Here is a 21,021-nt window from a genome sequence, read left to right as displayed (position 1 = left end):
CACCCGGACGGCGGATCGCGGCTCTACGAACCGTGGGTGTCAGGCGGGCGCGGGCGGCTCCGGGTCCGGCGGTCCGAGGGCGTCGTCGATGGCCTGTTCCACGATCGTGTCCATGGTGCCGAGGTAGGTCGCGCCGACGTGGTTGTCGTCGAGGTAGACCAGCACGTTGCCGATCACCGGCGGGCAGACGGCCTCGTCGCAGTAGTAGTCGCTGAAGTCCAGGAACGACACGTTCGGGGGAACGTCGTCGAGGAACAGCCAGGGCGGCTCGTCGGCGTAGAAGTCGGCGCGCGGCGGGTTGCACTCCGGGGCGTCCGCGCCGCGCAGCTCCACGCACTCCGACGGCGCGTAGTCGTAGCGGGGGTTGTCGCGCACGGCGAGCACCGGGATCCCGGCCGCCTCGATCTTCCGCCACTGCGCGACGAACCCCGGCGGCGTCCGCTCGGTCAGGCCGGCCCGCACGTCCCGGGTGGCGGTGGTGAACACCGCGTCCGGCCGCAGGTCCAGGATCTCGTCGGCGGCCGCGGCGTTCCAGTCCCGGCAGGCCTGGTCGTCCGGCTCGATCTCGGACTCGGTGGAGAACGGGCACCCGCCCCGCGACATCACCACCAGCTGCCAGTTCCGCCGCTGCGCCACCGGTTCCAGCGCCGCGATGAACTGGGTGGGGTGCGAGTCGCCGACGATGACCAGGGTCTTCTCCGGCGGGCCGTCCGGCGTCGTGGCGCACACCAGCAGTTCGCTGCCGCGCGGCGATTCGGTGCAGTCGTCGATCCAGGCCCAGTCGCCGGGCAGCTCGACCGGCGACGGCACGGGCGCCACGTCGGCGGCGCCGCGGTAGACGAAACCGGGGGTGCGGGCCAGCGCGCCCGGGTGGTCGAGACCACCGGCGGCGGGCGTCCCGGACCGGGCGAGGCCGGCGATCTGCCAGGCGCCCGCGGCGGCCAGCACGGGGATCATCGCCAGCACGGCGAACCGGTAGGCGCCGCGCACGGCCAGCTGGGACCGGCGCACCGGCGCCTCGACCAGGTGGTGGGTCGCCACCGCGAGCGCGAGCGACAGACCGATGACGAACGCGCCGCCGAGCAGGCCGACCTCGGTCCGCCCGCGGTACACCAGGTAGAGCACCAGCACCGGCCAGTGCCACAGGTAGAGCGGGAAGCTGAGCTTGCCGAGCCAGGTCAGCGGCCGCGCGGTCAGCAGCCGGTCCGCGCCGGCGGGACTGCCGGTGGCGCCGGCGAGCAGCACGAACGCCGCCGAGGCGACCGGCCACAGCGCGGCGAAGCCCGGGAACACGGTGCCGACCTGCAACACGAGCCCGCAGGCGACGAGCCCGGCGACACCCAGCCAGCCGAGCGCGATCCGCAACGTGCGGGGCAGCGTGACCGCGTCGACGACCAGCGCGAGCAGCCCGCCGAGCGCGAACTCCCAGATCCTGGTGAGCGCGGAGAAGTACGCCAGCGGCTGGTTCGCCGCGGTCAGCCACACCGAGTACGCCAGCGACACGGCGGTCAGGACCAGCAGCGTGCCGGTCAGGGCGGCGCGCAGGCGTCCGCGCGCGGCGTAGGCGAGCGCGGCCACCAGCAGCGGCCACACCAGGTAGAACTGGCCCTGGATGGACAGCGACCAGAAGTGCTGCACCACGCTGGCGTCGCTGTGCCGGGCGAAGTAGTCCGCCGAGTTCGCGGCGAGCTGCCAGTTCTCCAGGTACAGCGTGGCGGCGACGACCTCGCGGATGGTGGCGAACCAGCGGGCCTGCGGCAGCACCATTGCGGCGGCCACGACCACCGCGAGCAGCACGGTGAGCGCGGCCGGGAACAGCCGCGTGATCGTGCGGCCCCACAGCGCGCGGACGTCGATGCGGCCGCGCTGCCCGGCGCGGAACAGCTGGCCGGTGATCAGGAAGCCGGTCAGGAAGAAGAACACGTCGACGCCGCCGGAGATCCGGCCCAGCCACACGTGGTAGACGACCACCAGGACGCAGGCGAGCGCACGCAGGCCTTCGATCTCGAGGCGATACCGCTTTTCGGGGATGGACCGGGTGCGCGGGTGGGGCGGGGTCATCGGCACCTTTCCTCACTCGGCGTCCCGGGCGAGACCGAGGTTACCCATGGCCGTTCCCGGCTCCGGCTAGGGTCGGCAGGATGCGGACCGACGTGATCGAGACCTTCCCGCGGGTGGCCGTGCCGCTGGACGGGCGGCGCGCGGCGGCGGTCGCGATCGTGGTGTCGGGCGGCGAACCGGTGATCTGGCTGACGCGGCGCGCGACCGGGATGCGCGCCCACCCCGGGCAGTTCGCGCTGCCCGGCGGCCGGGTCGATCCGGGCGAGGACGCGGTCGGCGCGGCGCTGCGGGAGCTGGAGGAGGAACTCGGCGTCACCGCGACCCGCGCGGACTGCGTCGGCCTGCTCGACGACTACCCGACCCGCTCGGGTTACGTGATCACGCCGGTGGTCGTGCGGCTGCCCGGCGAGGTGCCGCTGCGGCCGAACCCGGACGAGGTGGCGCACGTGCACGTGATCCCCGTGCCGGACCTCGCGGTCGAGCCGCGGTTCTTGACGATCCCGGAGTCGGATCGGCCGGTGATCCAGCTGCCGCTGGCCGGGCACCTCGTGCACGCCCCGACGGCCGCGGTGCTCTACCAGTTCCGGGAGGCCGCGCTGTACAGCCGCGCCACCCGTGTCGCCCACTTCGAGCAACCCGTGTTCGCCTGGCGGTGACGTGCCGTTTCCGCGCGCCCCGGCCGGGTACGCCGCGGGGGACGGAGGGAGATCGACGTGCGGATCGGGTACAAGCTGGCCGCCGAGGCGTTCGGGCCGAAGGAGCTGGTCCGGCAGGCGGTGGCCGCGGAGCAGGCGGGCTTCGACTTCGTGGAGATCAGCGACCACTTCCACCCGTGGCTGGACAACCAGGGGCACTCGCCGTTCGCGTGGACCGTCCTGGGCACGATCGCGGCGAAGACCGAGCGGATCGGGCTGGCGACCGGGGTGACCTGCCCGACGGTGCGCTACCACCCGGCGATCATCGCGCAGGCCGCGGCGACCCTCGCGCTGGTGTCCGACGGCCGGTTCACGCTCGGTGTCGGCGCGGGCGAGCGGCTCAACGAGCACGTGGTGGGGCCGGGTTTCCCGGAGACGGTGCCCGGGCGCCACGAGCGGCTGCGGGAGGCGCTGGAGATCATCCGGCTCCTGTGGCGGGGCGGCTACCAGTCCTACGAGGGCAAGCACCTCACCCTGGCCGACGCGCGGGTGTTCGACCTGCCCGACGAGCTGCCGCCGATCGCGGTCGCCGCGAGCGGCAAGGAGTCGGCCGAACTGGCGGGCGAGCTGGGTGACGGGCTGTTCGCGACCGAGCCGAAGGCGCACGTCGTCTCGCACTACACCGCGGCGGGCGGCGACGGCCCGCGGTACGCGGAGGTGCCGATGGCGTGGGCGGAGGACCCGCACACGGCCGCGCAAGCCGCGCTGGAGACGTCGCGGTGGGCGCTGACCGGGTGGAAGGTGATGAGCGAGCTGCCGAACCCGGTGAACTTCGCGGCCGCCTCGGCGACCGTGCGCGAGGAGGACGTGCTGGACAAGTTCGCGTGCGGCAACGACGTCGACCGGTACGTGGAGGTGGCGCAGCCGTTCGTCGACGCCGGGTTCGACCACCTGGTGATGCAGAACGCGGGGCCCGACCCGGACGGGTTCCTGGAGTTCTTCCAGCGTGAGCTGGGCAAGCGGATCCGGTCGCTGACGCCGGGCTGACCGGCGTCCGGTGGGGGCTGCCGGGCCCCCACCGGATGTGCCTCAGTTCCGGTTCGCGGGCTCCGCGATGCTCACCGCGCCCGGCTCCTCGGCGCCGGCCTCGCGGACCTGCCACTTGTCCAGCCCGCCGCCGAGCCGGTCGGCGTAGTGCTCCGCCGCCGCCTGGGTCGGGAACCGGATCTCCTGTGCGCGTGACACGTGCGTGATCTTGTAGGCCATCACTACTCCCCTGCCCCTGTCGTCCTGGTGCGGCCCGTCACTCCCCGACCGGCCGCGTCGAACACTAGAACACCTGTTCGAGTGCACGCAAGCCGACACGCCGGGGAACGGGCCGGAAAATTCGATCGTCTATTGTGGACGGTCGGTTCAGCGGAATAGTGGCTGGCCAACGGCATCCTGCCCGCCGAACTCCTGGAGAGTCTCACCCGTGGGGGTCATCACCCTGGCGGTGAGGGCGTCCCGGTAGTGCCGCTCGACGGCCAGCTCCTTGCGCACGGCCGCGAAGCCGCACAGCCGGAGCAGCCGGTCGCCGACCTCGGTCGCGGTCTCCGCCCCGGCGAGCCTCGCCTGCGCGGCGCGCACCCGGGCGTCCGCCCGGCCTCCGGCGACCGCCGCGACGGTGTCGTCGCAGAACACGCGCAGCAGGTCGGCCCTGGCGCGCAGCGCGGCGAACTCCCGGCTCGCCGGCACGCGCCCGGCCGTGTCGGCGAGCATCGCCTCGGTCAGGCCGAGCGAGAACGCGGCGCCGAGCACGAGGAAGACCGGGAGCGCGTGGTCCAGGCCCTCGGTCACCACGGCGTCGGCGGGGACCTCGACGCGGTCCGCGGTCATCGACGTGGCCGCGCAGCCCCGCAGGCCGAGACCGTCGAACGGGGCGCCGGCTCGCAGACCCGGCGTGTCGGCAGCGACCAGCGCGGCGGCCGAGCCGTAGCACCACACGTAGCTGTCCGCCTCGCCCGCCGCCGTGACCCACGTCTTGGTGCCGTCCAGCACGACGGCGCCGCCGGTCCTCGTCACGGCGCACCGGTCGCCCGGCTCGCCGAGCGCGAGCGTCGCCAGGTGCTCGCCGCGGGCGATGGCGCCACGCAGCGACGGCGGGCCGTGCGCCTCCACCACGGCCGTGGCCGCGTAGTGCGTCAGCAGGACCATCGCGGTCGAGCCGCACACGCCGGCCAGCCGCTCGATCACGCGCGCGGTCTCCGCGAGACCCGCTCCCCCGCCGCCGACCGCGGTCGCGCTGGCCAGTCCCAGCAGCCCGATCTCGCCGAGCGCGGTCACCCCGGAGCGCGGGAACCGCCCGGCGCGGTCCACCTGGTCGGCCTGCGGGGCGATCGTGGACTCGAGGACCGAGCCGAGCAGGACGGTGTGGTCGAGCGCCACCGGCCACCACCTAGCGTGCGGAATCGGGAACAGCGCGTTACTACCCCGCAGGCCCGGCCGGAAACGCCGCGCGGGCGGTCAGCCGCCGTCGACGGTCACCGGCGTCAGGTGCCTCCGGAACCAGTCCCTGGCCAGGCACGCGGCTTCGTCCAGTGCGCCGGGCTCCTCGAACAGGTGCGTGGCCCCGGGCACGACCGCGAGGTGCGCCTCGCCGCGGAGCTGGGCGCGCGCCTTCCGGTTCAGCTCCAGCACACCGGTGTCGAAGGCGCCCGCGATGAGCATGGTCGGGGTCCGGACCCAGCCGAGGCGCTTCGCGGCGAGGTCGGGCCGCCCGCCGCGCGCCACGACCGCCGCCACCTCGACCCGGTAGTCGGTGGCCGCCAGCAGCGCCGCCGCGGCCCCGGTGCCCGTGCCGAAGTAGCCGACCGGCAGCCCGGTCCGCGCGCGCACCCACCGCGTCACCTCGACCAGCCGGCTGGCCAGCAGCTCGACGGCGAACACGCGTGCCCGGTCGGCCTCCTCGCTCGGGGTCAGCAGGTCGACCAGCAGCGTGGCGATGCCGGCGCGGTGCAGGGGCTCCGCGGCCGAGCGCGCCCGCGGACTGTACCGGCCGCTGCCGCTGCCGTGCGCGAACACGACGATCCCCGCCGCGCGCTCCGGCACCGTCAGCCGCCCACCGAGCGGCACCGCCCCGGCGAAGACGGTGACCTCCTCGTCGCCCGTCACCGGATCCGGGTCCCCGGTTTCGCCTGCCAGCAGCCGCGCGACCTCCTCGTCCGGGGTCTGCGTGAAGTCCTCGTACCACTGCCCCACCGCGGTGAACGCCGCCGGGCACTCCAGGCACACCACGTCGTCGGCGTCCTCGCGCAGGGCCTCCACCGCCTGGCGAGCGCCGACCGGCACCGCGACCACGACCCACGCCGCGCCCGCCGCCCGCGCGGCCGCCACCGCGACGCGCGCGCTCGAGCCGGTGGCCACCCCGTCGTCGACGACGATCGCGGTCCGGCCAGCCAGCGGCGTCCGCGTCCGCCCGGACCGGAAGCGCGCGGCGCGACGGTCCAGTTCGGACCGTTCCGCGGCCTCCACCGCCGCCAGTTCCGCCTCGCTGATCCCGAACCGCCGCACCAGCACGGGGTTCACCAGGCGCAGCCCGCCCTCGCCGATCGCGCCCAGCGCGAGTTCCGGCTGGAACGGCAGGCCGAGCTTGCGCACCAGGAGCACGTCGAGCGGCGCGCCGAGCGCCCGCGCCACCTCAGCCGCGACCGGCACGCCCCCGCGCGGCAGCCCCAGCACCACCGCGTCGCTGCCTCGCCACCGGACCAGCCGCGCCCCGAGGCGACGGCCGGCGTCCCTCCGGTCGGTGAACGGCATCGGAGCACCTCCTCCGCGAAGTTCTCCGGCGACCGTAGCGGCGGCCCCGCCCCGCGGCGAGAGTCGTAGGACCTCACTGGGCCGAACGGCGGCCCCGGAGCGGCCGGGCACGTTCCGTGGTCAGTGGGTGGGCTCGCGCCGGGGTTCTCGCACCGGCGGCCGGGCGGAACGGCGGTGCGTGGTGGCAGCCGAGCTGCACTGCCCTACCTCGCCGCCGGATGCCCCGGATGGGTGCCATCGTCGGGTGGCCCCTCCGGAAGCGACCATTCCCGGCCCAGTGGACTGGCGCCAGGGCCGCGCACCGTAGCCACGCGGCGCGCGACCGCGCGCAACGGCGGCACAGGCGAGGGGCAGCAGCGGCACCCAAGCCGCACCGGTCCCCCGAGACGGGCGACACCAGCGAGCGGCCAGCCCAGAGACGACCATCCGCCGCCCAGTGGCCCGCGCCGCCACCGCCCGCCGGAGCTCTCGCACCGGCAGCCGAGCGGGCGCAACGGCGGTGCGCGGCCGAGCGGCAGCAGCGGCAACCAGGCCAACCTGGTCGCCTGCGCCGCCCGGACGAGTGTCCGAGGCGACCGTCCTCGGCCGGGCTGAACAACCCTCTTAACGCGCTCGCGGCGAAATCCGCTCCGCGATCATCCACTGCGGCCCGCGGTTACAGTTGTGGTGTGGACACCGTGGTGGCCGCCGGTGGCGGCAAGCTTCGCGGATTCGTCACGGCCGACGGCCTTGCCGAGTTCCGCGGCGTCCCGTTCGCGCGCGCGGCCCGGTTCGCCCCGCCGGCGCCCGTCGAGCCGTGGACCGGCATCCGCGACGCCACCCGCCACGGCCCGGTCAGCCCGCAGCCGCCGGTGCGGCCGGACGGCGTCATGGGCGTCCCGGCGGACGTGCCGGACCAGGACGAGGACTGCCTCAACCTGACGGTTCTCACGCCCGCCGCCGACGACCGCAAGCGGCCCGTCATGGTGTGGCTGCACGGCGGCGCCTACGTGACCGGCGCGAACTCGTTCGGGTTCTACGGCGGACACCGGCTCGCCACCGAGGGCGACGTCGTGTTCGTGGCGCCCAACTACCGGCTCGGCGCGCTCGGCTACCTGCGCCTGCCCGGGGTCTCGCCGGGCAACCTCGGCCTGCTGGACCAGCTCGCCGCGCTGCGGTGGGTGCGGGAGAACGCGGCGGCCTTCGGCGGGGACCCGGACGACGTCACCGTGTTCGGGCAGTCCGCGGGCGCGCACTCGATTGCGTGCCTGATGGCGCTGCCGGAGTCGCGCGGCCTGTTCCGGCGGGCGATCCTGCAGAGCGCGCCGCTGGGCCTGCGCCTGGCCGGCGCCCGCACCGCGGCGCGCACCGCGCGGTTGTTCACCGCCGCGCTGGGCGCCGATCCGCGGACCGCCCCGGTGACGGAGGTCCTGCGCGCGCAGAACGAGACGATCGTGAAGGCCGCCGGCCCGGGCGGGCTGTACTCGGTGCCGCCGTTCTGCCCGGTCGCCGACGCGCCGCCGCTGCCGAGCGTCGCGCACTGGATGTCGCAGCGGGCGCGGTTCGCCCCGGAGGTCGACGTGCTGATCGGCACCACGGCGGCGGAGATGAACTCGTTCCTCACCGGCAAACCGGGAATCGCGCAGCTGGAACGGTTCCCGGTCAGCGCGCGCGGGGTGGCCGCGCTGAAGGCCGGTGTGACGCGGTGGATGTTCGCGGCGCCGTCGCGGGCGTTCGCCGACCAGCTCGCCGCGCGCGGCGGGCGGGTGTACAGCTACGTGTTCGACTGGGGCGCGCCGTCCTCGCCCTACGGCGCCGGGCACTGTGTGGACCTGCCGTTCCTGCTGGGCGACGAGCCGGCGTGGCGGAACGCGCCCATGCTGGCCGGCGCCGAGTGGAGCGCGCTGACCGAGCTGGGCCGCGAACTGCGCGCGGCGTGGCTGTCGTTCGCCAAGACCGGCACGCCGTCCCCGGGATGGCCACGGCACACGCCGAAGCGGGCGCCGCACCGGCTCCCCTGAGGACACCCGGCGGAAATCCACCACAGGCTGCGCGGGTGAATGGCCGGCGCGCCGCCGGCCACCCGCGCAGCCGGGGTCAGTCCCGCCGGTCCTGCTCCGCCAGGAAGCGTTCGAACTCCGCGCCCAGCTCCTCCGCGGTCGGCATCGCGGTCTCGTCGGCCAGCAGCGTCTTCTTCTCGTCCATCGCCTCGACGAACAGGTCGTACTGCCGCTCCAGCGCGTGCACCACGTCGGCCACCTCGTCGGATTCGGCCACCTGCCGGGCGATCTCCGCGTCGGTGCGGCGGGAAGCCGCGCGCAGCGCCTCGTCCGGCAGGGACAACCCCGCCAGCCGCGTGATCGAGCCCAGCACGGTCAGCGCCGCCGCCGGGTAGCGGGACTGCGCGAGGTAGTGCGGCACGTGCGCGGCGAACCCGACGGCGTCGTGCCCGGCCTCGCCGAGCCGGAACTCCGTCAGGTTCAGCGCGCTGCCCGGCACCTCCAGCCGGTTGAGCACCGGGTCGTAGTCGCCGATCAGCTCGCGCCGCGTCGCGTGCGCGGTCACCCCGAGCGGGCGCGTGTGCGGCGCGCCCATCGGGATCCCGTGGAACGACACGGTCATCCGCACGTCCCAGCGCTCCACGAGCGTCCGCACCGCGGCCGCGTAGCGCTCCCACAGCCCGTCCGGCTCCGGCCCGCTCAGCAACAGGAACGGCGTGCCGACCTCGTCGTGGAACAGCCGCACCGCCAGCTCGGGTGTGTCGTAGCTCTCCCAGTGGTCGGTGTCGAACGTCATCACCGGCCGCCGCGCCCGGTAGTCGATCAGCCGGTCCACATCGAACCGGGCCACCACCCGGTTGTCCCAGTTCGCCTTGAGGTGCTCGCTCACCAGCGCGCCGGCGTGGCCGGCGTCCATGAAGCCGTCGAGCTGGTGCAACAGCACCGCCCCGCTCAACTCCGGGAGCTCCGAGTCCACCTCGTAGAGATCCGTCGGATCGAACACCACAGCCTCCAGCCTGTTCCGGGCACCTCTCTCCTCGACACTCAACGTAGCGAGGGCTGCGATCCATCCCGTCGAAGGGCTTACTTCCACCGGGTTACTGCGCCACTCGGGCGAAACCGGTTAAGAACAATGTTCAGGGATGCTAGGTTGGATCTCTCCGTCACGGCCGGTACACCGAGCGTGATCAACGTCGCCGCTGGACCACGAGGACCGCCCATGACCGCCGACCTGGCCGAGCACGCGCACCACCTGCTGCGCGCCATGGTCACCGACCGCTTCGGGGATTTCTCCCCGTCGGTGTACGAAACCGCCCGTGTCGTGGCGCTCCTGCCCGATCTGGCCGGGCACGCCGACCGCATCGCGTTCCTGCTGGACCAGCAGGCGGCCGACGGCGGCTGGGGCGGGCCGGACGGCTACGGCCTGCTCCCCACGCTCAGCGCCACGGAGGCGCTGCTGACGGAGTTCCGCCGCACCGGCGCGCCGTCCATCGCGGCCGCCGCGGAACACGGGCTGCAGGCGCTGACCACGCGGTGGGGCCGGGATCTGCGGGTGGGACTGCCGGACACGGTCGCGGTGGAGATCCTGGTGCCGTCGCTGGTGTCGGCGCTCAACGCGCACCTGGACGCGCTCGAGGCCGAGGAGATCGTGCCGGCCCGCAGCCGCCTGCCGCACCCCGAAGGCACCCACCCGGCGCTGCTGCACGGGATGCGCCGCCTGGTCGAGGACGGCCAGGCGCTGCCGGACAAGGTCCTGCACTCGCTGGAGGCACTGGGCCCGGCCGCGTGCGGCGTCGCCTTCGCCCGTCCCGGCGACGACGGGCTCGGCTGCTCCCCCGCCGCCACCGCCGCGTGGTTCGGCACCGACGGCGCACGCGACCACCCCGGCGTGCGGTACCTGGAGAACGTCCAGGCGCGCCACGGCGGAGCGGTGCCGGTGGCCGCGCCGCTCACGGTGTTCGAACGGTCCTGGGTGGTCTCCACGTTCGCCGACGCCGGCCTGGCCGTCGACGTCCCGGGCGAGGTGCTGGACGAGCTGGCCGCGCAGATCGGCCCGCACGGCGCGCCCGGCGGCGCCGGGCTGCCGCCGGACGCCGACGACACCGCCACCGTGCTCTACGCGCTGGCCACGCAGGGCCGCCCGCACCCACTGGACTGCCTGCGGGAGTACCACGTGGACGGTCACTTCTGCACGTACCCGGAGGAGCGCACCCCGTCGGTCACCACCAACGCCCACGTGCTGCAGGCGCTCTGTGCGCACGGACAGTCCGAAGTGGCCGGACGGGTCGCCGCGTGGATCGCGGCCCAGCAGCACCCGGACGGCAGCTGGACCGACAAGTGGCACGCCTCCCCGTACTACGCGACGGCGCGGTGCTTCCTGGCGCTGGCCGGCAGCGGGCACGGGGCCGCCGCCCGCGCGCGGGCGCTGCGGTGGATCGCGCGGACGCAGAACCCGGACGGCTCATGGGGCCGCTGGCAGGGCACGTTCGAGGAAACCGCCTACGCCGTCCAGGTACTGGTGCGTGCCGGGGAACCGTGGGCGGACGAAGCCGCCGCGCGCGGGTGCGCGTTCCTGCTGTCCTGGGCGGACGCCGCGCACCCCCCGCTGTGGCACGACAAGGACCTGTACACGCCGGGCCGGATCGTGCGCGCGGAGGGCATCGCCGCGCTACACCTGGCCGCCGCCCGGCCGCGGGTCGCGGCTCTGCTGACGCGGCTGGAGCCGGCGCCCGCCGAGCGGACGGGCTGAATGAACCGCGTCGAACTGGCGCTCGCCGTCGCCCCGCTGCCCTTCCTCGACGCGCACGCGGACGACCCGGCGGCGATGCTGGACGTGCGGGGCGGGCCGGCGCCGAAGATCCTGGTGTGGCACCACGAAACGCTCGCTTCGCTGTTCCGGCAGGACTCGCGCCTGCGCCACCCGGGCAGCCGCTCGCTCGGCCCGCTGCTCGGGCCGAAGTCGCTGCTGTGGGCCGACGGCGCACGCCACGCGGCATACCGGAAGCTGCTCGGCCCCCCACTGCGCGGGCGGCGGTTGGAGGCCTACCACAGCCTCATCACCCAGGCCACCGCGTCGGCGATCGACTCGCTGGGCACGGGCGCGGTGTTCGGACTGGCCGCGTGGACGCGGCGGCTGGCCCTGGACATCGTCGCGCGGATCGTCCTCGGCGACGCGGATCCGGTGCTGCTGCGGGACGTCACGGTGTGGCTGGACCGCGCGCTGGGGTCGCGCCACCGCACGCTCGCCTACCGGCTCCTGCGCGGTGGGCTGCCCGTATCGGGCGCGGAGCTGGACGCGCGGCTGGTCGCCGCCGCGAAGTCGGGCCGGGAGCCGCGGAGCCTGGTTTCGCCCCTGCTGACCGGGAACGGTCCGCTCGGCCCGGTGCCGGACGACGAGCTGCGCGACCAGGTGGTGTCGCTGCTGTTCGCCGGCCACGAGACCACCGCGTCGGCCACCGCGTGGACCCTGTACTGGCTGACCACGCGACCCGACCTGCGGGACGCCGTGCTGTCCGAACTGGAGGCCACCACCGGCGACGGCTCCGATCCGGCGGAGGTCCCCGTGCTGCAGGCGGTGATCGCCGAGGCGCTGCGGCTGCACCCGCCGGTCGAGGTCGCGGGCAACCGGGCCCTGCCGGAAGCGGTGGACCTGCACGGCCGCACGCTGCCCGCCGGGACGGTGCTCACCCCCGCGATCTACCTGGCGCACCACCGGTCCGAGTACTTCCCGTCCCCGCACGCCTTCGACCCCGGCCGGTTCCTGGGCCGCCGCGGCGTGCCCGAGGGGTACCTGCCCTTCGGCGGCGGCACCCGGTTCTGCCTCGGCAGCCAGCTGGGGCAGCTGGAGATCCGCATGATCACCGCGGCCGTGCTGCGCCGCCGGGTCCTGCGGTGCGTCAACCCGCGGGCCGGGGTGGCGAAGCTGCGCGGGCACGCGATGGCGCCGTCGGCCCGGCTGCGCCTGGAAGTGGTGGCGTGCCGGGACTGACCGGGTGGCGCGACGTGGTCGTCGTGCACCGCCTGCGCTTCCCGCTGCCGTTGAGCTATCTGGCCTACGCGTGCTGGGGCGCGGCGTTCGCCGATCCGCGGCACCTGCTCAGCGGCCCGGTGCTGGTCACCGTGGCGGCGACGCTGCTGGTGCTGCTGGCCGCGCTGGCGCTGAACACCGCGGCCGATCTGCGCACCGACGAGCAGGACCGGGACAAGGCGGATCTGGCGGGCGCGGCGCGGCGCCTGGGCAGCAGGCGGATCTTCGGCTGGGCGGCGGCCGAGGCGACCGCGGGGCTCGCGCTGGCCGCGGCGGTGGCGGTGTGGCTGGGCCGCTGGGCGGCGCTGCTGGTGGTGGCGTCGGCGTTGTGCGCGCACCTGCTGTACAACCTGGAGCCGGTGCGGCTGAAGCGGCGCGGGTTCGCCGGCCCGGCCGTGTTCGGGGCCGGCTTCCTCGCGGTGCCCGGGCTGGCGTCGTACTTCGCGGTTCGGCCGGCGCTGGAGCGGTCGATGGTGCCGGTGCTGGCGGGGCTGTGCGTGCTCGCGTTCGGCCGCACGGCCTGGTTCTCCGCGCCGGACCACGCCGCCGATGCGCGGACGGGCGTCCGCACCCCGGGCGCGCGGTACGGTCCACGACGGACGCTGGCCGTCTCGTGCGGCGTCGTCGTGGCCGGGCTCACGCTGCTCGGTGTGGGGTTGTGGTGGCGGTACGGACCAGGCTGGGCCGTCGCCGGGGTGCTCGCGGAAGGCGCTTTCCTCAGCGGGATGATCGCGTTGACCGGCCCGGGCGGTTCGTTGTCGCGCATGCGGAAAGTCGCCACCCCGGTCGTGCTGGCCGGCGACCTCACCCTCGTGGCGATCCCGTTCCTGGCCTGACGGCCGCGGCGAGCGCGGCGATGTCGTCCGGGCTCACCCGGCAGCAGCCGCCCACGTACGCGACGCCGGCGGCGAGCCAGTCCCGGACCAGGTCGGGCGAGAACCGCGGATCGCCGGTCCAGCCGCGTGCCCGCGCGTCCCAGGTCTCGCCGCTGTTGGGGTAGGCGATCACCGCTTTCCCGCTCGCCTCGCGCGCGATCTCCGCCGCCGCCGCGACGTCGCGGGGGTCGCAGCAGTTCACGCCCACCGCCACGATCTGGTCGTTGCCGCGCGCCACGGCGAAGGCCTCGGTCAGGGGCTGGCCGGCGCGCGTGCTCTCGCCCTCCACCGTGTACGACAGCCACGCCGGGACGTCCAGTCCTTCGATGGCGAGCAGCATCGCCTCGGCTTCGTCCACATCGGGCACGGTCTCGCAGGCGAGCAGGTCCGGCCCGGCCGCGGCGAGGATCTCCGCGCGGGGCCGGTGGAACGTGGCCAGTTCCGCGACGCTCAGTCCGTAGTGGCCGCGGTACTCCGACCCGTCGGCGAGCGTGGCGCCGTACGGCCCGATCGAGGCGGCGACCAGTTCGTCGCCGGTCACCCGCGCCTCACGGGCGAGCTCGACGCTCAGCTGCAGCAGCCGCACGGCCTCGTCCCGGTCCAGGCCCAGTTCGGCGAACCCGGCCAGGCTCGCCTGGTAGCTCGCGGTGGTCGCGACCGTCGCCCCGGCGCGGAAGAACGCCCGGTGCGCGGCGACGATCGCGGCCGGGTCGTCGGCGAGCAGCCGCGCGGACCACAGCTCGCCCGACAGGTCGTGCCCGCGCGCCTCCAGTTCGGTGGCCAGGCCACCGTCGAGCACGACGGTCACGGGCCCGCGCGCAGGAAGGTCAGCTCGCGCCACCACACGTCGGCGAGCACGTCCAGCGCCAGCTCGCGGTCGTGCCCGACGCCGCGGATCAGCCAGTGGTAGCAGGCCTGTTCCAGTTGCAGCACCAGCAACAGCGCGCGGGTCAGCCCGGCCTGCTCGTGCTCGCCGGTCCACTGTGCCAGGTACGGCGACAGCTCGCGGGCGGCGTCCACACCCCACTGGTAGTGCCGCGCCGCGACGCGCGGGTCGTCGGCGACCGCCTGCGTCAGGACGTCGATCTCCACCGCGTAGCGCGCCCAGAACGCCAGCACGTGCTCGTCCAGCCAGGCACGCACGCGGTCGCGCGTCAGTTCCGGGAACCGGGCGAGCATGCGGTACAGCGCGGCGGTGTCCGGCAGGATCCGCTCGAACAACGCCGCCGCGATGTCGGCCTTGTCGCGGAAGTGCGCGTAGAAGGTGGCCCGGCTGCCGTTGGCGGCCGCCACGATGTCGGCGACCGTGGCGGCGTGGTAGCCGAGACGGGCGAAGACCTCGCGGGCGCACTCGAGGTAACGGTCGTGCGCTTCCCGCCACTGCTGCTCGCGGAACGTGTTCCGGGCAGGCGTGGAGATGCCGGTCATCACCCCATCGTAGTGCGCCCGCCGGGGGACGACACCTCCGCGCGTGCGGTTTCCCCTGCGGCTGCGCGGGATCCGCCTCCGGAGGCCGGGACGGGCGCGCGTCCCGCGGGCACGTGGAGCGCGCCCGCCCCGGCGAGGGGGAGGGTTGGAGCGGCACCCGGCGCCGGGGATCGGCCCGGGACAAAGGAGTCATCCCGGCGACGAGTGCCTCGCTCTAGACTGAACGAGCGAACTCGTGACGGAAACGAACCACCGTTGCACTTTCGGTGTACTTGCCGGGCCACGATGTGGTTACCCTGATCGTGTGGCCGCCGGGACGAACTCTCCGGGAGCCGCGACCGCCCACCAGTGGACGGGGCGGGAGGCGCGGCTGCTGCGGCACGCCCTCCGCCTGTCCGTGCGGGGGTTCGCGGCCTACCTCGGCGTCGCGGCGCGCACCGTCGCCAAGTGGGAGAGCGGCGGGACCTCCACGGTGCCGCGGCCGGACACCCAGGCGATCCTGGACACCGCGCTGGCCAGGGCCGACGACGGCGCCCGCACCCGGTTCGAAGTGCTGGTGACCGAGGCGCGCGAAACCGATCGCCGGCCGGAACCGGCCCCCCGCTACGACTACGAGGCCTGGACCGACGACCTGGACCGCACGGTGGCGTGCCTGGGGCGCCAGGAGTTCCGGCTCGCGCGCACGCTGCTGGACCGGTGGCTGGGCCGCTTCGAGCCGAACAGCTCGGACCGGCAGGGCATGTACCTCTACGGCCGGTCGCTGCGGCTGCTCGGCGAGGTGCGGCAGGACCAGGGCGCGCTGCGCGGGCCGCTGTCGGCCGAGCACGTCTACCGGCAGGCGCTGCGGGTGTTCACCGAGCTGGAGTCGCCGCGCCGGGTGGCGCAGCTGGAACTGCAGCTGGTCGTGATCGACGAGATGTCCGGTCAGCTGGAGTCGGCCGCGGCCCGGTACCGGACCCTGACCGACGACGAGCGGCTCAGCCCGCACGACCGCACGCGCGCGCGGCTGTGGGTGGGCACGGCGCTGAGCAAGGGCGGCCTGCACGAGATGGCGACCGAGCACATCGTGCCCGCGATCCGCGAGTTCGAAGCGCTGGAGGAGCCCGCGGACTGGTCGATCGCGCACCAGAAACTCGCGCTGGCCCACCGCGGCGCGGGCGATCTCACCGCCGCCGGCCGCGCCATCGACGTGGCCCTGTCCAACCGCGTCGACGACACGCCGCTGCAGCAGGTGCGGCTGGACACCGCGCACGCGCACATCCTGCTCTCCGACACCGCCACCGCGGATTCCGGGCTCGCCATTCTGGAGCGGACCGCGCGCATTTCCACCCGCTACGGGCTCATGCACCAATTGCGCAGCATCGACGGCATTCGCCGCGGTTTCGAGTCCCGGTAAGAAGCCGATGCGGAAAGTGCTGCTCGACCGGGTGTGGGCCGACGCCGAACTGGTCTGGGAGTTCCACCGGCTGCGCCACCGCCCGAAGCCGTGCTCGGCCGCCGTGGCGCTGGGCTGCAACGACCTCGGCGTCGCCGCGCACGCGGCCGAACTGTACCACCGCGGCCTGTTCCCGGTCGTGGTGTTCACCGGTGGCAACAGCCGCGAGACCGTGCGCGCGTTCCCGCGCGGCGAGGGCGTGCACTACCGGGAGCGGGCCCTGGAACTCGGGGTGCCCGACGACGCGATCCTGGTGGAGCCGAACGCGACCAACACCGGCGAGAACATCGCGCTGTCGCGGGAGGTCCTCGCCGCCGCCGGGGTCGAGGTGTCGTCGTTGATGCTGGTCTCGATGCCGTACATGGAGCGGCGGGCGTTCGCGACGACGCGGAAGGTGTGGCCGGAGGTGGAACCGGTGTGCGCGTCGGCCCCGGTGTCGCTGACCGAGTACGCGCTGCGGACCCAGCACGGCACCGAGCTCATCGACATGATCGTGGGCGATTTCCAGCGCCTGATCGAGTATCCCCGAAAGGGTTTCGCGATTCCGCAGAAAATTCCTCCGATCGTGTATTCGGCGTATCGGCGACTGGTGGCCGCCGGATTCCGCAGCCGTATGCTGTGATTCCATACGGGCCGTGCCCGAGACGCTTTCCTGCGCGGTCCATCAACCGAATCTCTTCCCACGACTGTCCACACTGGCCAAACTGGCCCGCGCCGACGTGTGGGTCGTGCTCGACGACGTCCAGTTCAACGCCCGCGACTACCAGCACCGCGCCCGCCTCGCCGCGGCCGCCGACCCCGAGGCCCAGCGCTGGCTGACCGTGCCGGTGCACCGGCCACGCGGCCGGGACAGCCGGATCGGCGAGCTGCGTCTCGCCGACCCGGCCGCGACGCACCGCACGATGTCCCGCCTGGTGCGGCAGTACTACGGCCGCTGCGCGCACTGGGCGGAGACCGGCGAGATCGTCGAGGAGGTGCTCGCCGCGCTGGCGCTGAACGAGCACCTGGCGGTCGTGGCCGAGGTGTCGGTGCGCGCCATGCTGCACCGCCTCGGCTGGCGGGGCGACGTGCTGCGCAGCAGCGAGCTGCCCGCGCGCGACGGGCGGTCCGAACGGCTGGCCGACCTGACCGCCGCGGTCGGCGCGAGCACCTACCTGTGCGGGCCGGGCGGCGCGAAGTACCTGTCGGAGCGCCCGTTCCTGGACCGCGGGCTCCAGGTGCGCTACCCGCCGCCGCCCCCGCTGAGCCGCGCACCCGGAATGCGCACCGCGAGCGCGCTGTGGGCGTTCGCCGCGCGCGGCCCCGCCGGGGTCCGGGACGCGCTCGCGACCGACTGCGTGCCCGCGCGCTGACCCAAGACCCCTTCTACACAAGGTAAAGACGATTCCGGCAACCGGGCCTTCACGGCGGCCCGGTTACCCTCGCCTCCCGTGCGCCCGTCTCGTGCCCTCCCCCGGTTCCTCGCCTTCTGCGCCGTCGCGGGTGTTCTCGTCGCCGGGGTCGTCGCGCCCGTCGCCCTGGGCGCGGGTGTGCTCTCCAACCAGGTCGCCGACGCGGTGGACGGGATCTCCGCGACGCTCGCGAACAGCGAGCAGCCGCTGGTGACCACGGTGACCGACCGCGACGGCACCCCGATCGCGACGTTGTTCGACCAGTACCGGCTCCCGGTCACCGCGGACGGGATCGCACCGGCGATGAAGGCAGCGATCGTGTCGATCGAGGACCGCCGCTTCTACGACGAGGGCGGCGTCGACGTGAAGGGCATGGTGCGCGCCGCGCTGCACGACTCCTCCGGCGGCAGCACGCAGGGCGGGTCGACGATCACCCAGCAGTACGTCAAGAACTACCTCATCAACGTCGTCGACCGGAACGACCGGGCGGCGCAGCTGGCCGACCAGGCCGACACGATCGCCCGCAAGCTGCGCGAAGCCAAGATCGCCGTCCAGCTCGGACAGACGGTGTCCAAGGAGGACATCCTCACCGGCTACCTGGACGTGGTGGAGTTCACCGGCAACGTCTACGGGGTGGGGGCCGCCGCGCACGCCTACTTCGGCACCACGCCGGACAAGCTGACCGTGCCGCAGGCCGCGCTGCTCGCCGGGATGGTGAACAACCCCAACCTCTACAACCCCTACACCCACCCGGACCAGGCCCTGAAGCGGCGCAACCTGGTGATCGACGCGATGGTCAGCACGAAGACCCTCACCCCGGCCGACGGCGCCACCGCGAAGGCCGCGCCGCTCGGCGTCCTGCCGGACGGCCCGGACATCCCGTCGAGCACCTGCTTCGGCGCGGCGCCGGACGCCGGGTTCTTCTGCCAGTACGCGGAGAGCTACCTCATCCAGGCCGGGTTCACCGCCGACCAGCTGGAGACGGGCGGGTACACGATCCGCACGACGCTGGACCCGGTGGTGAGCCGGATCGCGAAGGACGCCGTGGACGCCAACGTGCCGACCAGGCAGGACGGCGTGGCGAACACGTTCGCGGTCGTCCGGCCCGGCCAGGCCGGCCACGAGGTGCTCGCGATGGTCGCCAACCGGAACTACGGCACCGACCCCGCGCGAGGCGAGACGTCGACCAACATCGTGGCGGGGGCGAGCAACGTGTTCGGCGCCGGCTCGTCGTTCAAGATCTTCACCTCGGCCGCGGCGCTGGAGAGCGGGAAGGCGGGCCTGGACACCCCGCTGCCCAACCAGGCCGGCCAGTGCTTCACCCAGCCCGGCGCGAACCGGTACACGCAGCCGTACTGCGTGCAGAACGACGGGGTGGGCTACCCGGACCCGATCTCGCTGCGGGACGGGCTGGCCACCTCGCCCAACGTCGCCTTCGTCAACCTGGAGCAGCAGGTCGGCATGCCGGCCGTGCTGGACATGGCGCGGCGGCTGGGCCTGCGAAACACGCTGGCGACGAACGACGCGGGCGCCAAGCCCGACCCGTCGTCGTCGAACCCGCAGTACAGCCAGCCGCAGTCGCAGTACTTCCAGGACAAGCTGTCGTTCACGCTCGGCAACAGCCCGGTGAGCCCGCTGGAGATGGCGAACGTGTCGGCGACGCTGATGAGCGGCGGCACGTGGTGCCCGCCCGACCCCGTGCTGTCGGTCACCGACCGGTACGGGCACGATGTGCCGGTGCGGCAGCAGGCGTGCGAGCAGGTGGTGCCGCCGGGGCTGGCGGACTCGCTGCTGAACGGGCTGAGCCAGGACACCGTGTCGGGCACCTCCGCGGCGGCGGCTTCGGCGGCCGGCTGGCACCACGCGGACTTCGGCAAGACGGGCACGACGCAGCAGAGCGAGTCGGTCGCGTTCGTCGGCGGGGTCGACGACTACGCCGTGTCGTCCATGGTCTTCGCCGACGGCCCGCACCCGGCCGAGATCTGCCCCGGCACGCCCGTGCACCTGGGCTCGTGCGGACACGGCGCGTTCGGCGGCACGGTGGCGGCGCCGCCGTACTTCCGCGCCATGAACCAGATCCTGGGCAGCCGCCCGGACATCCCGATCCCGGCGGCCGATCCGGCATACCTGCAGGCCCGCTCGTAGCCGGCGCGGGAGGCCGATCGTCCGGCCTCCCGCCTCCCCGCCGAGCGTGATCACTGGTCAGCCCGCGGGGTCCTGGCTCAGCAACCCGTCGTCCGCCATGGCGGTTCCCGTGCCCCGTCCGCCGACGACCAGCGTCGTGTCGAGCGCGCCCGGTGACCGCCGCCAGCCGCCGGGCCCCGGTCAACCTCCTTCGCATCGTGGCGGTCAGGCCTGGACACAACCTAGCCACGCACCGGGGCCGTGTCGTAACCTCGCGTGAGTGGGCTTCGCGGAGGAGGCGCCGTCCGGCGGCGGGCTCGAGCCGGGTGAGCTGGTCGCCGGGCAGTACGAGGTCGACAGGTGCTTCGCCCGCGGCGCGTTCGGCTTCGTCTACCTCGCCCGCGACCGCAACCTGCAGGGCAAGCAGGTGGTGCTCAAGGGCCTGACCCGCCCGCACGACACGGCCGCGATCAAGCTCGCCGCGCACGAGAGCCGCGTCCTCACCGCGCTCGAACACCCCAGCATCGTGCGGATCTTCAACGTCGTCACCCACCGCGGCCTCAGCTACCTGGTGATGGACCACGTCGACGGGCCGACCCTGCGCAGCGTGCGCGACGCGGGCGGGCTGACGATCGCCGACGCGCTCGCCTGCGCCGTCGACGTGCTGGGCGCGCTGGGCTACCTGCACCGGCAGGGCCTGCTGTACTGCGACATGAAGCCGGACAACGTGATCCGCGCCGGCGAGTCGGTCAAACTGGTCGACTTCGGCGCGATCCGCCGCACCGGCGACCGGGAGAGCCCGGTCCTGGGCACCCCGCCGTACCTGGTCGGCCACACCGAGATTCGCGAGCACGGGCTGACCGAGCGGGCCGACATCCACGCCGTCGGCGTCATGCTGGACGAACTCGTCGAGTGCGACGCGGGCGAACCGGGCGCGGAGTCCTTCCGCCGCCTGGTCGCCCGCGCGACCGCGGACTTCGACCGGCGCTTCGCCGACGTGCCGGAGATGCTGAACCAGGTGCGCGGCGTGCTGCGCGAGGTGCGCTGCCTCGCCGACGGCAGACCGCGGCCCGCCCGCTCGGCGGTGTTCGCCGAATCCGCGGCGCTGCTGGACGACGGGCTCAGCCTGGCCCCGCCGCTGGCCGCGTGGACCGGCGACGGCGGCGGCGCACTGGCCGACGAGGCCGGGATCGACCTGATCCAGGACTGCGAGGTCACCGGGTTCACTGTGGACGGTGACCGGGTGACCGGGGTGCGGACCAGCCGCG

Annotated in this window: 18 protein-coding genes; 11 read left to right on the top strand and 7 right to left on the bottom strand. The window is 74.1% G+C overall.

All coding sequences use genetic code 11. The annotated features are described in order from the left end of the window. Positions 1–39: 39 nt before the first annotated feature. A complete protein-coding gene (locus tag ABZ193_RS36050; protein ID WP_354713020.1) occupies positions 40–2,061 on the bottom strand; it encodes an acyltransferase family protein in 2,022 nt (673 codons plus the stop codon). 80 nt (positions 2,062–2,141) lie between these two features. Between ABZ193_RS36050 and ABZ193_RS36045 the strand changes: the two genes are divergently transcribed. Together ABZ193_RS36045 and ABZ193_RS36040 are read left to right on the top strand one after the other, a co-directional pair. Beyond that, a complete protein-coding gene (locus ABZ193_RS36045) occupies positions 2,142–2,717 on the top strand; it encodes a CoA pyrophosphatase (RefSeq protein ID WP_354713018.1) in 576 nt (191 codons plus the stop codon). 57 nt (positions 2,718–2,774) lie between these two features. Then, positions 2,775–3,743 carry a TIGR03557 family F420-dependent LLM class oxidoreductase gene (locus ABZ193_RS36040; RefSeq protein ID WP_354713016.1) on the top strand — a complete coding sequence of 323 codons (969 nt, stop codon included), beginning with the start codon at positions 2,775–2,777 and terminating at the stop codon, positions 3,741–3,743. A gap of 42 nt (positions 3,744–3,785) precedes the next feature. Here ABZ193_RS36040 and ABZ193_RS36035 read toward each other — a convergent pair whose 3' ends face one another. The 3 genes from ABZ193_RS36035 to ABZ193_RS36025 all read right to left on the bottom strand — a co-directional run bounded on the left by ABZ193_RS36035 (position 3,786) and on the right by ABZ193_RS36025 (position 6,494). Then, a complete protein-coding gene (locus ABZ193_RS36035; protein WP_020420673.1) occupies positions 3,786–3,962 on the bottom strand; it encodes a hypothetical protein in 177 nt (58 codons plus the stop codon). A 147-nt stretch (positions 3,963–4,109) separates the two neighbouring features. Next, on the bottom strand, positions 4,110–5,123 hold the full coding sequence (locus tag ABZ193_RS36030) for an acyl-CoA dehydrogenase family protein (protein ID WP_354713014.1): 1,014 nt from the start codon (positions 5,121–5,123) through the stop codon (positions 4,110–4,112). A 78-nt stretch (positions 5,124–5,201) separates the two neighbouring features. Further along, positions 5,202–6,494 carry a phosphoribosyltransferase family protein gene (locus ABZ193_RS36025; protein ID WP_354713013.1) on the bottom strand — a complete coding sequence of 431 codons (1,293 nt, stop codon included), beginning with the start codon at positions 6,492–6,494 and terminating at the stop codon, positions 5,202–5,204. A gap of 668 nt (positions 6,495–7,162) precedes the next feature. Here ABZ193_RS36025 and ABZ193_RS36020 point away from each other — a divergent pair. Further along, positions 7,163–8,494 (top strand): carboxylesterase family protein, encoded by a 1,332-nt coding sequence (locus ABZ193_RS36020; protein ID WP_354713012.1) that lies wholly within the window; start codon positions 7,163–7,165, stop codon positions 8,492–8,494. 76 nt (positions 8,495–8,570) lie between these two features. On the opposite strand, the gene ABZ193_RS36015 is transcribed toward ABZ193_RS36020, so the two are convergent. After that, positions 8,571–9,479 carry a PAC2 family protein gene (locus tag ABZ193_RS36015; RefSeq protein ID WP_020420677.1) on the bottom strand — a complete coding sequence of 303 codons (909 nt, stop codon included), beginning with the start codon at positions 9,477–9,479 and terminating at the stop codon, positions 8,571–8,573. Between the two features lie 213 nt (positions 9,480–9,692). On the opposite strand from ABZ193_RS36015, the gene ABZ193_RS36010 reads away from it, so the two are divergent. Genes ABZ193_RS36010 through ABZ193_RS36000 form a run of 3 tightly spaced genes read left to right on the top strand, consistent with a single transcriptional unit; the run spans position 9,693 to position 13,336 of the window. After that, positions 9,693–11,222: a prenyltransferase/squalene oxidase repeat-containing protein gene (locus tag ABZ193_RS36010; RefSeq protein WP_354713011.1), complete on the top strand. Its 1,530-nt coding sequence runs from the start codon at positions 9,693–9,695 to the stop codon at positions 11,220–11,222. After that, on the top strand, positions 11,223–12,461 hold the full coding sequence (locus ABZ193_RS36005; protein WP_354713010.1) for a cytochrome P450: 1,239 nt from the start codon (positions 11,223–11,225) through the stop codon (positions 12,459–12,461). It begins immediately after the preceding gene. Next, complete coding sequence (locus tag ABZ193_RS36000; protein ID WP_237335682.1) at positions 12,449–13,336, top strand: UbiA family prenyltransferase; 888 nt, start codon at positions 12,449–12,451, stop codon at positions 13,334–13,336. The genes ABZ193_RS36005 and ABZ193_RS36000 overlap by 13 nt, the downstream gene beginning before the upstream one ends. Here the strand turns inward: ABZ193_RS36000 and mmuM are convergent. Both mmuM and ABZ193_RS35990 read right to left on the bottom strand, forming a co-directional pair. Continuing rightward, a complete protein-coding gene (mmuM, locus tag ABZ193_RS35995; RefSeq protein ID WP_237335681.1) occupies positions 13,305–14,183 on the bottom strand; it encodes a homocysteine S-methyltransferase in 879 nt (292 codons plus the stop codon). The two genes, ABZ193_RS36000 and mmuM, sit on opposite strands and share 32 nt — an antisense overlap. Further along, entirely contained in the window at positions 14,180–14,803 is a 624-nt protein-coding gene (locus ABZ193_RS35990; protein ID WP_020420682.1) for a TetR/AcrR family transcriptional regulator, read from the bottom strand. Before ABZ193_RS35990 ends, mmuM begins: the two co-directional genes overlap by 4 nt. Before the next feature lie 304 nt (positions 14,804–15,107). Here ABZ193_RS35990 and ABZ193_RS35985 point away from each other — a divergent pair, with 304 nt between their 5' ends. The 5 genes from ABZ193_RS35985 to ABZ193_RS35965 form a co-directional block, all read left to right on the top strand. Further along, positions 15,108–16,199 carry a hypothetical protein gene (locus ABZ193_RS35985; protein WP_354713009.1) on the top strand — a complete coding sequence of 364 codons (1,092 nt, stop codon included), beginning with the start codon at positions 15,108–15,110 and terminating at the stop codon, positions 16,197–16,199. 7 nt (positions 16,200–16,206) lie between these two features. Continuing rightward, the gene (locus tag ABZ193_RS35980; RefSeq protein ID WP_237335680.1) at positions 16,207–16,860 is read left to right on the top strand and encodes a YdcF family protein; all 654 of its coding nucleotides are present in this window, start codon (positions 16,207–16,209) and stop codon (positions 16,858–16,860) included. A gap of 13 nt (positions 16,861–16,873) precedes the next feature. Next, positions 16,874–17,590, top strand: coding sequence for a WbqC family protein (locus tag ABZ193_RS35975; RefSeq protein WP_084506165.1), 717 nt, complete (start codon positions 16,874–16,876; stop codon positions 17,588–17,590). 78 nt (positions 17,591–17,668) lie between these two features. Then, the gene (locus ABZ193_RS35970) at positions 17,669–19,774 is read left to right on the top strand and encodes a transglycosylase domain-containing protein (protein ID WP_354713008.1); all 2,106 of its coding nucleotides are present in this window, start codon (positions 17,669–17,671) and stop codon (positions 19,772–19,774) included. A gap of 259 nt (positions 19,775–20,033) precedes the next feature. Next, positions 20,034–21,021: serine/threonine-protein kinase (locus ABZ193_RS35965; RefSeq protein WP_354713007.1), on the top strand; the 988-nt coding region annotated here is incomplete at its 3' end.

It is taken from the genome of Amycolatopsis sp. NPDC006125 (assembly GCF_040614195.1).
GTDB classification, from domain to species: Bacteria; Actinomycetota; Actinomycetes; order Mycobacteriales; family Pseudonocardiaceae; genus Amycolatopsis_E; species Amycolatopsis_E tucumanensis.
The sequence above is the reverse complement of the archived record's forward strand: the minus strand, read 5'-3'. Positions and strand labels throughout refer to the sequence as shown.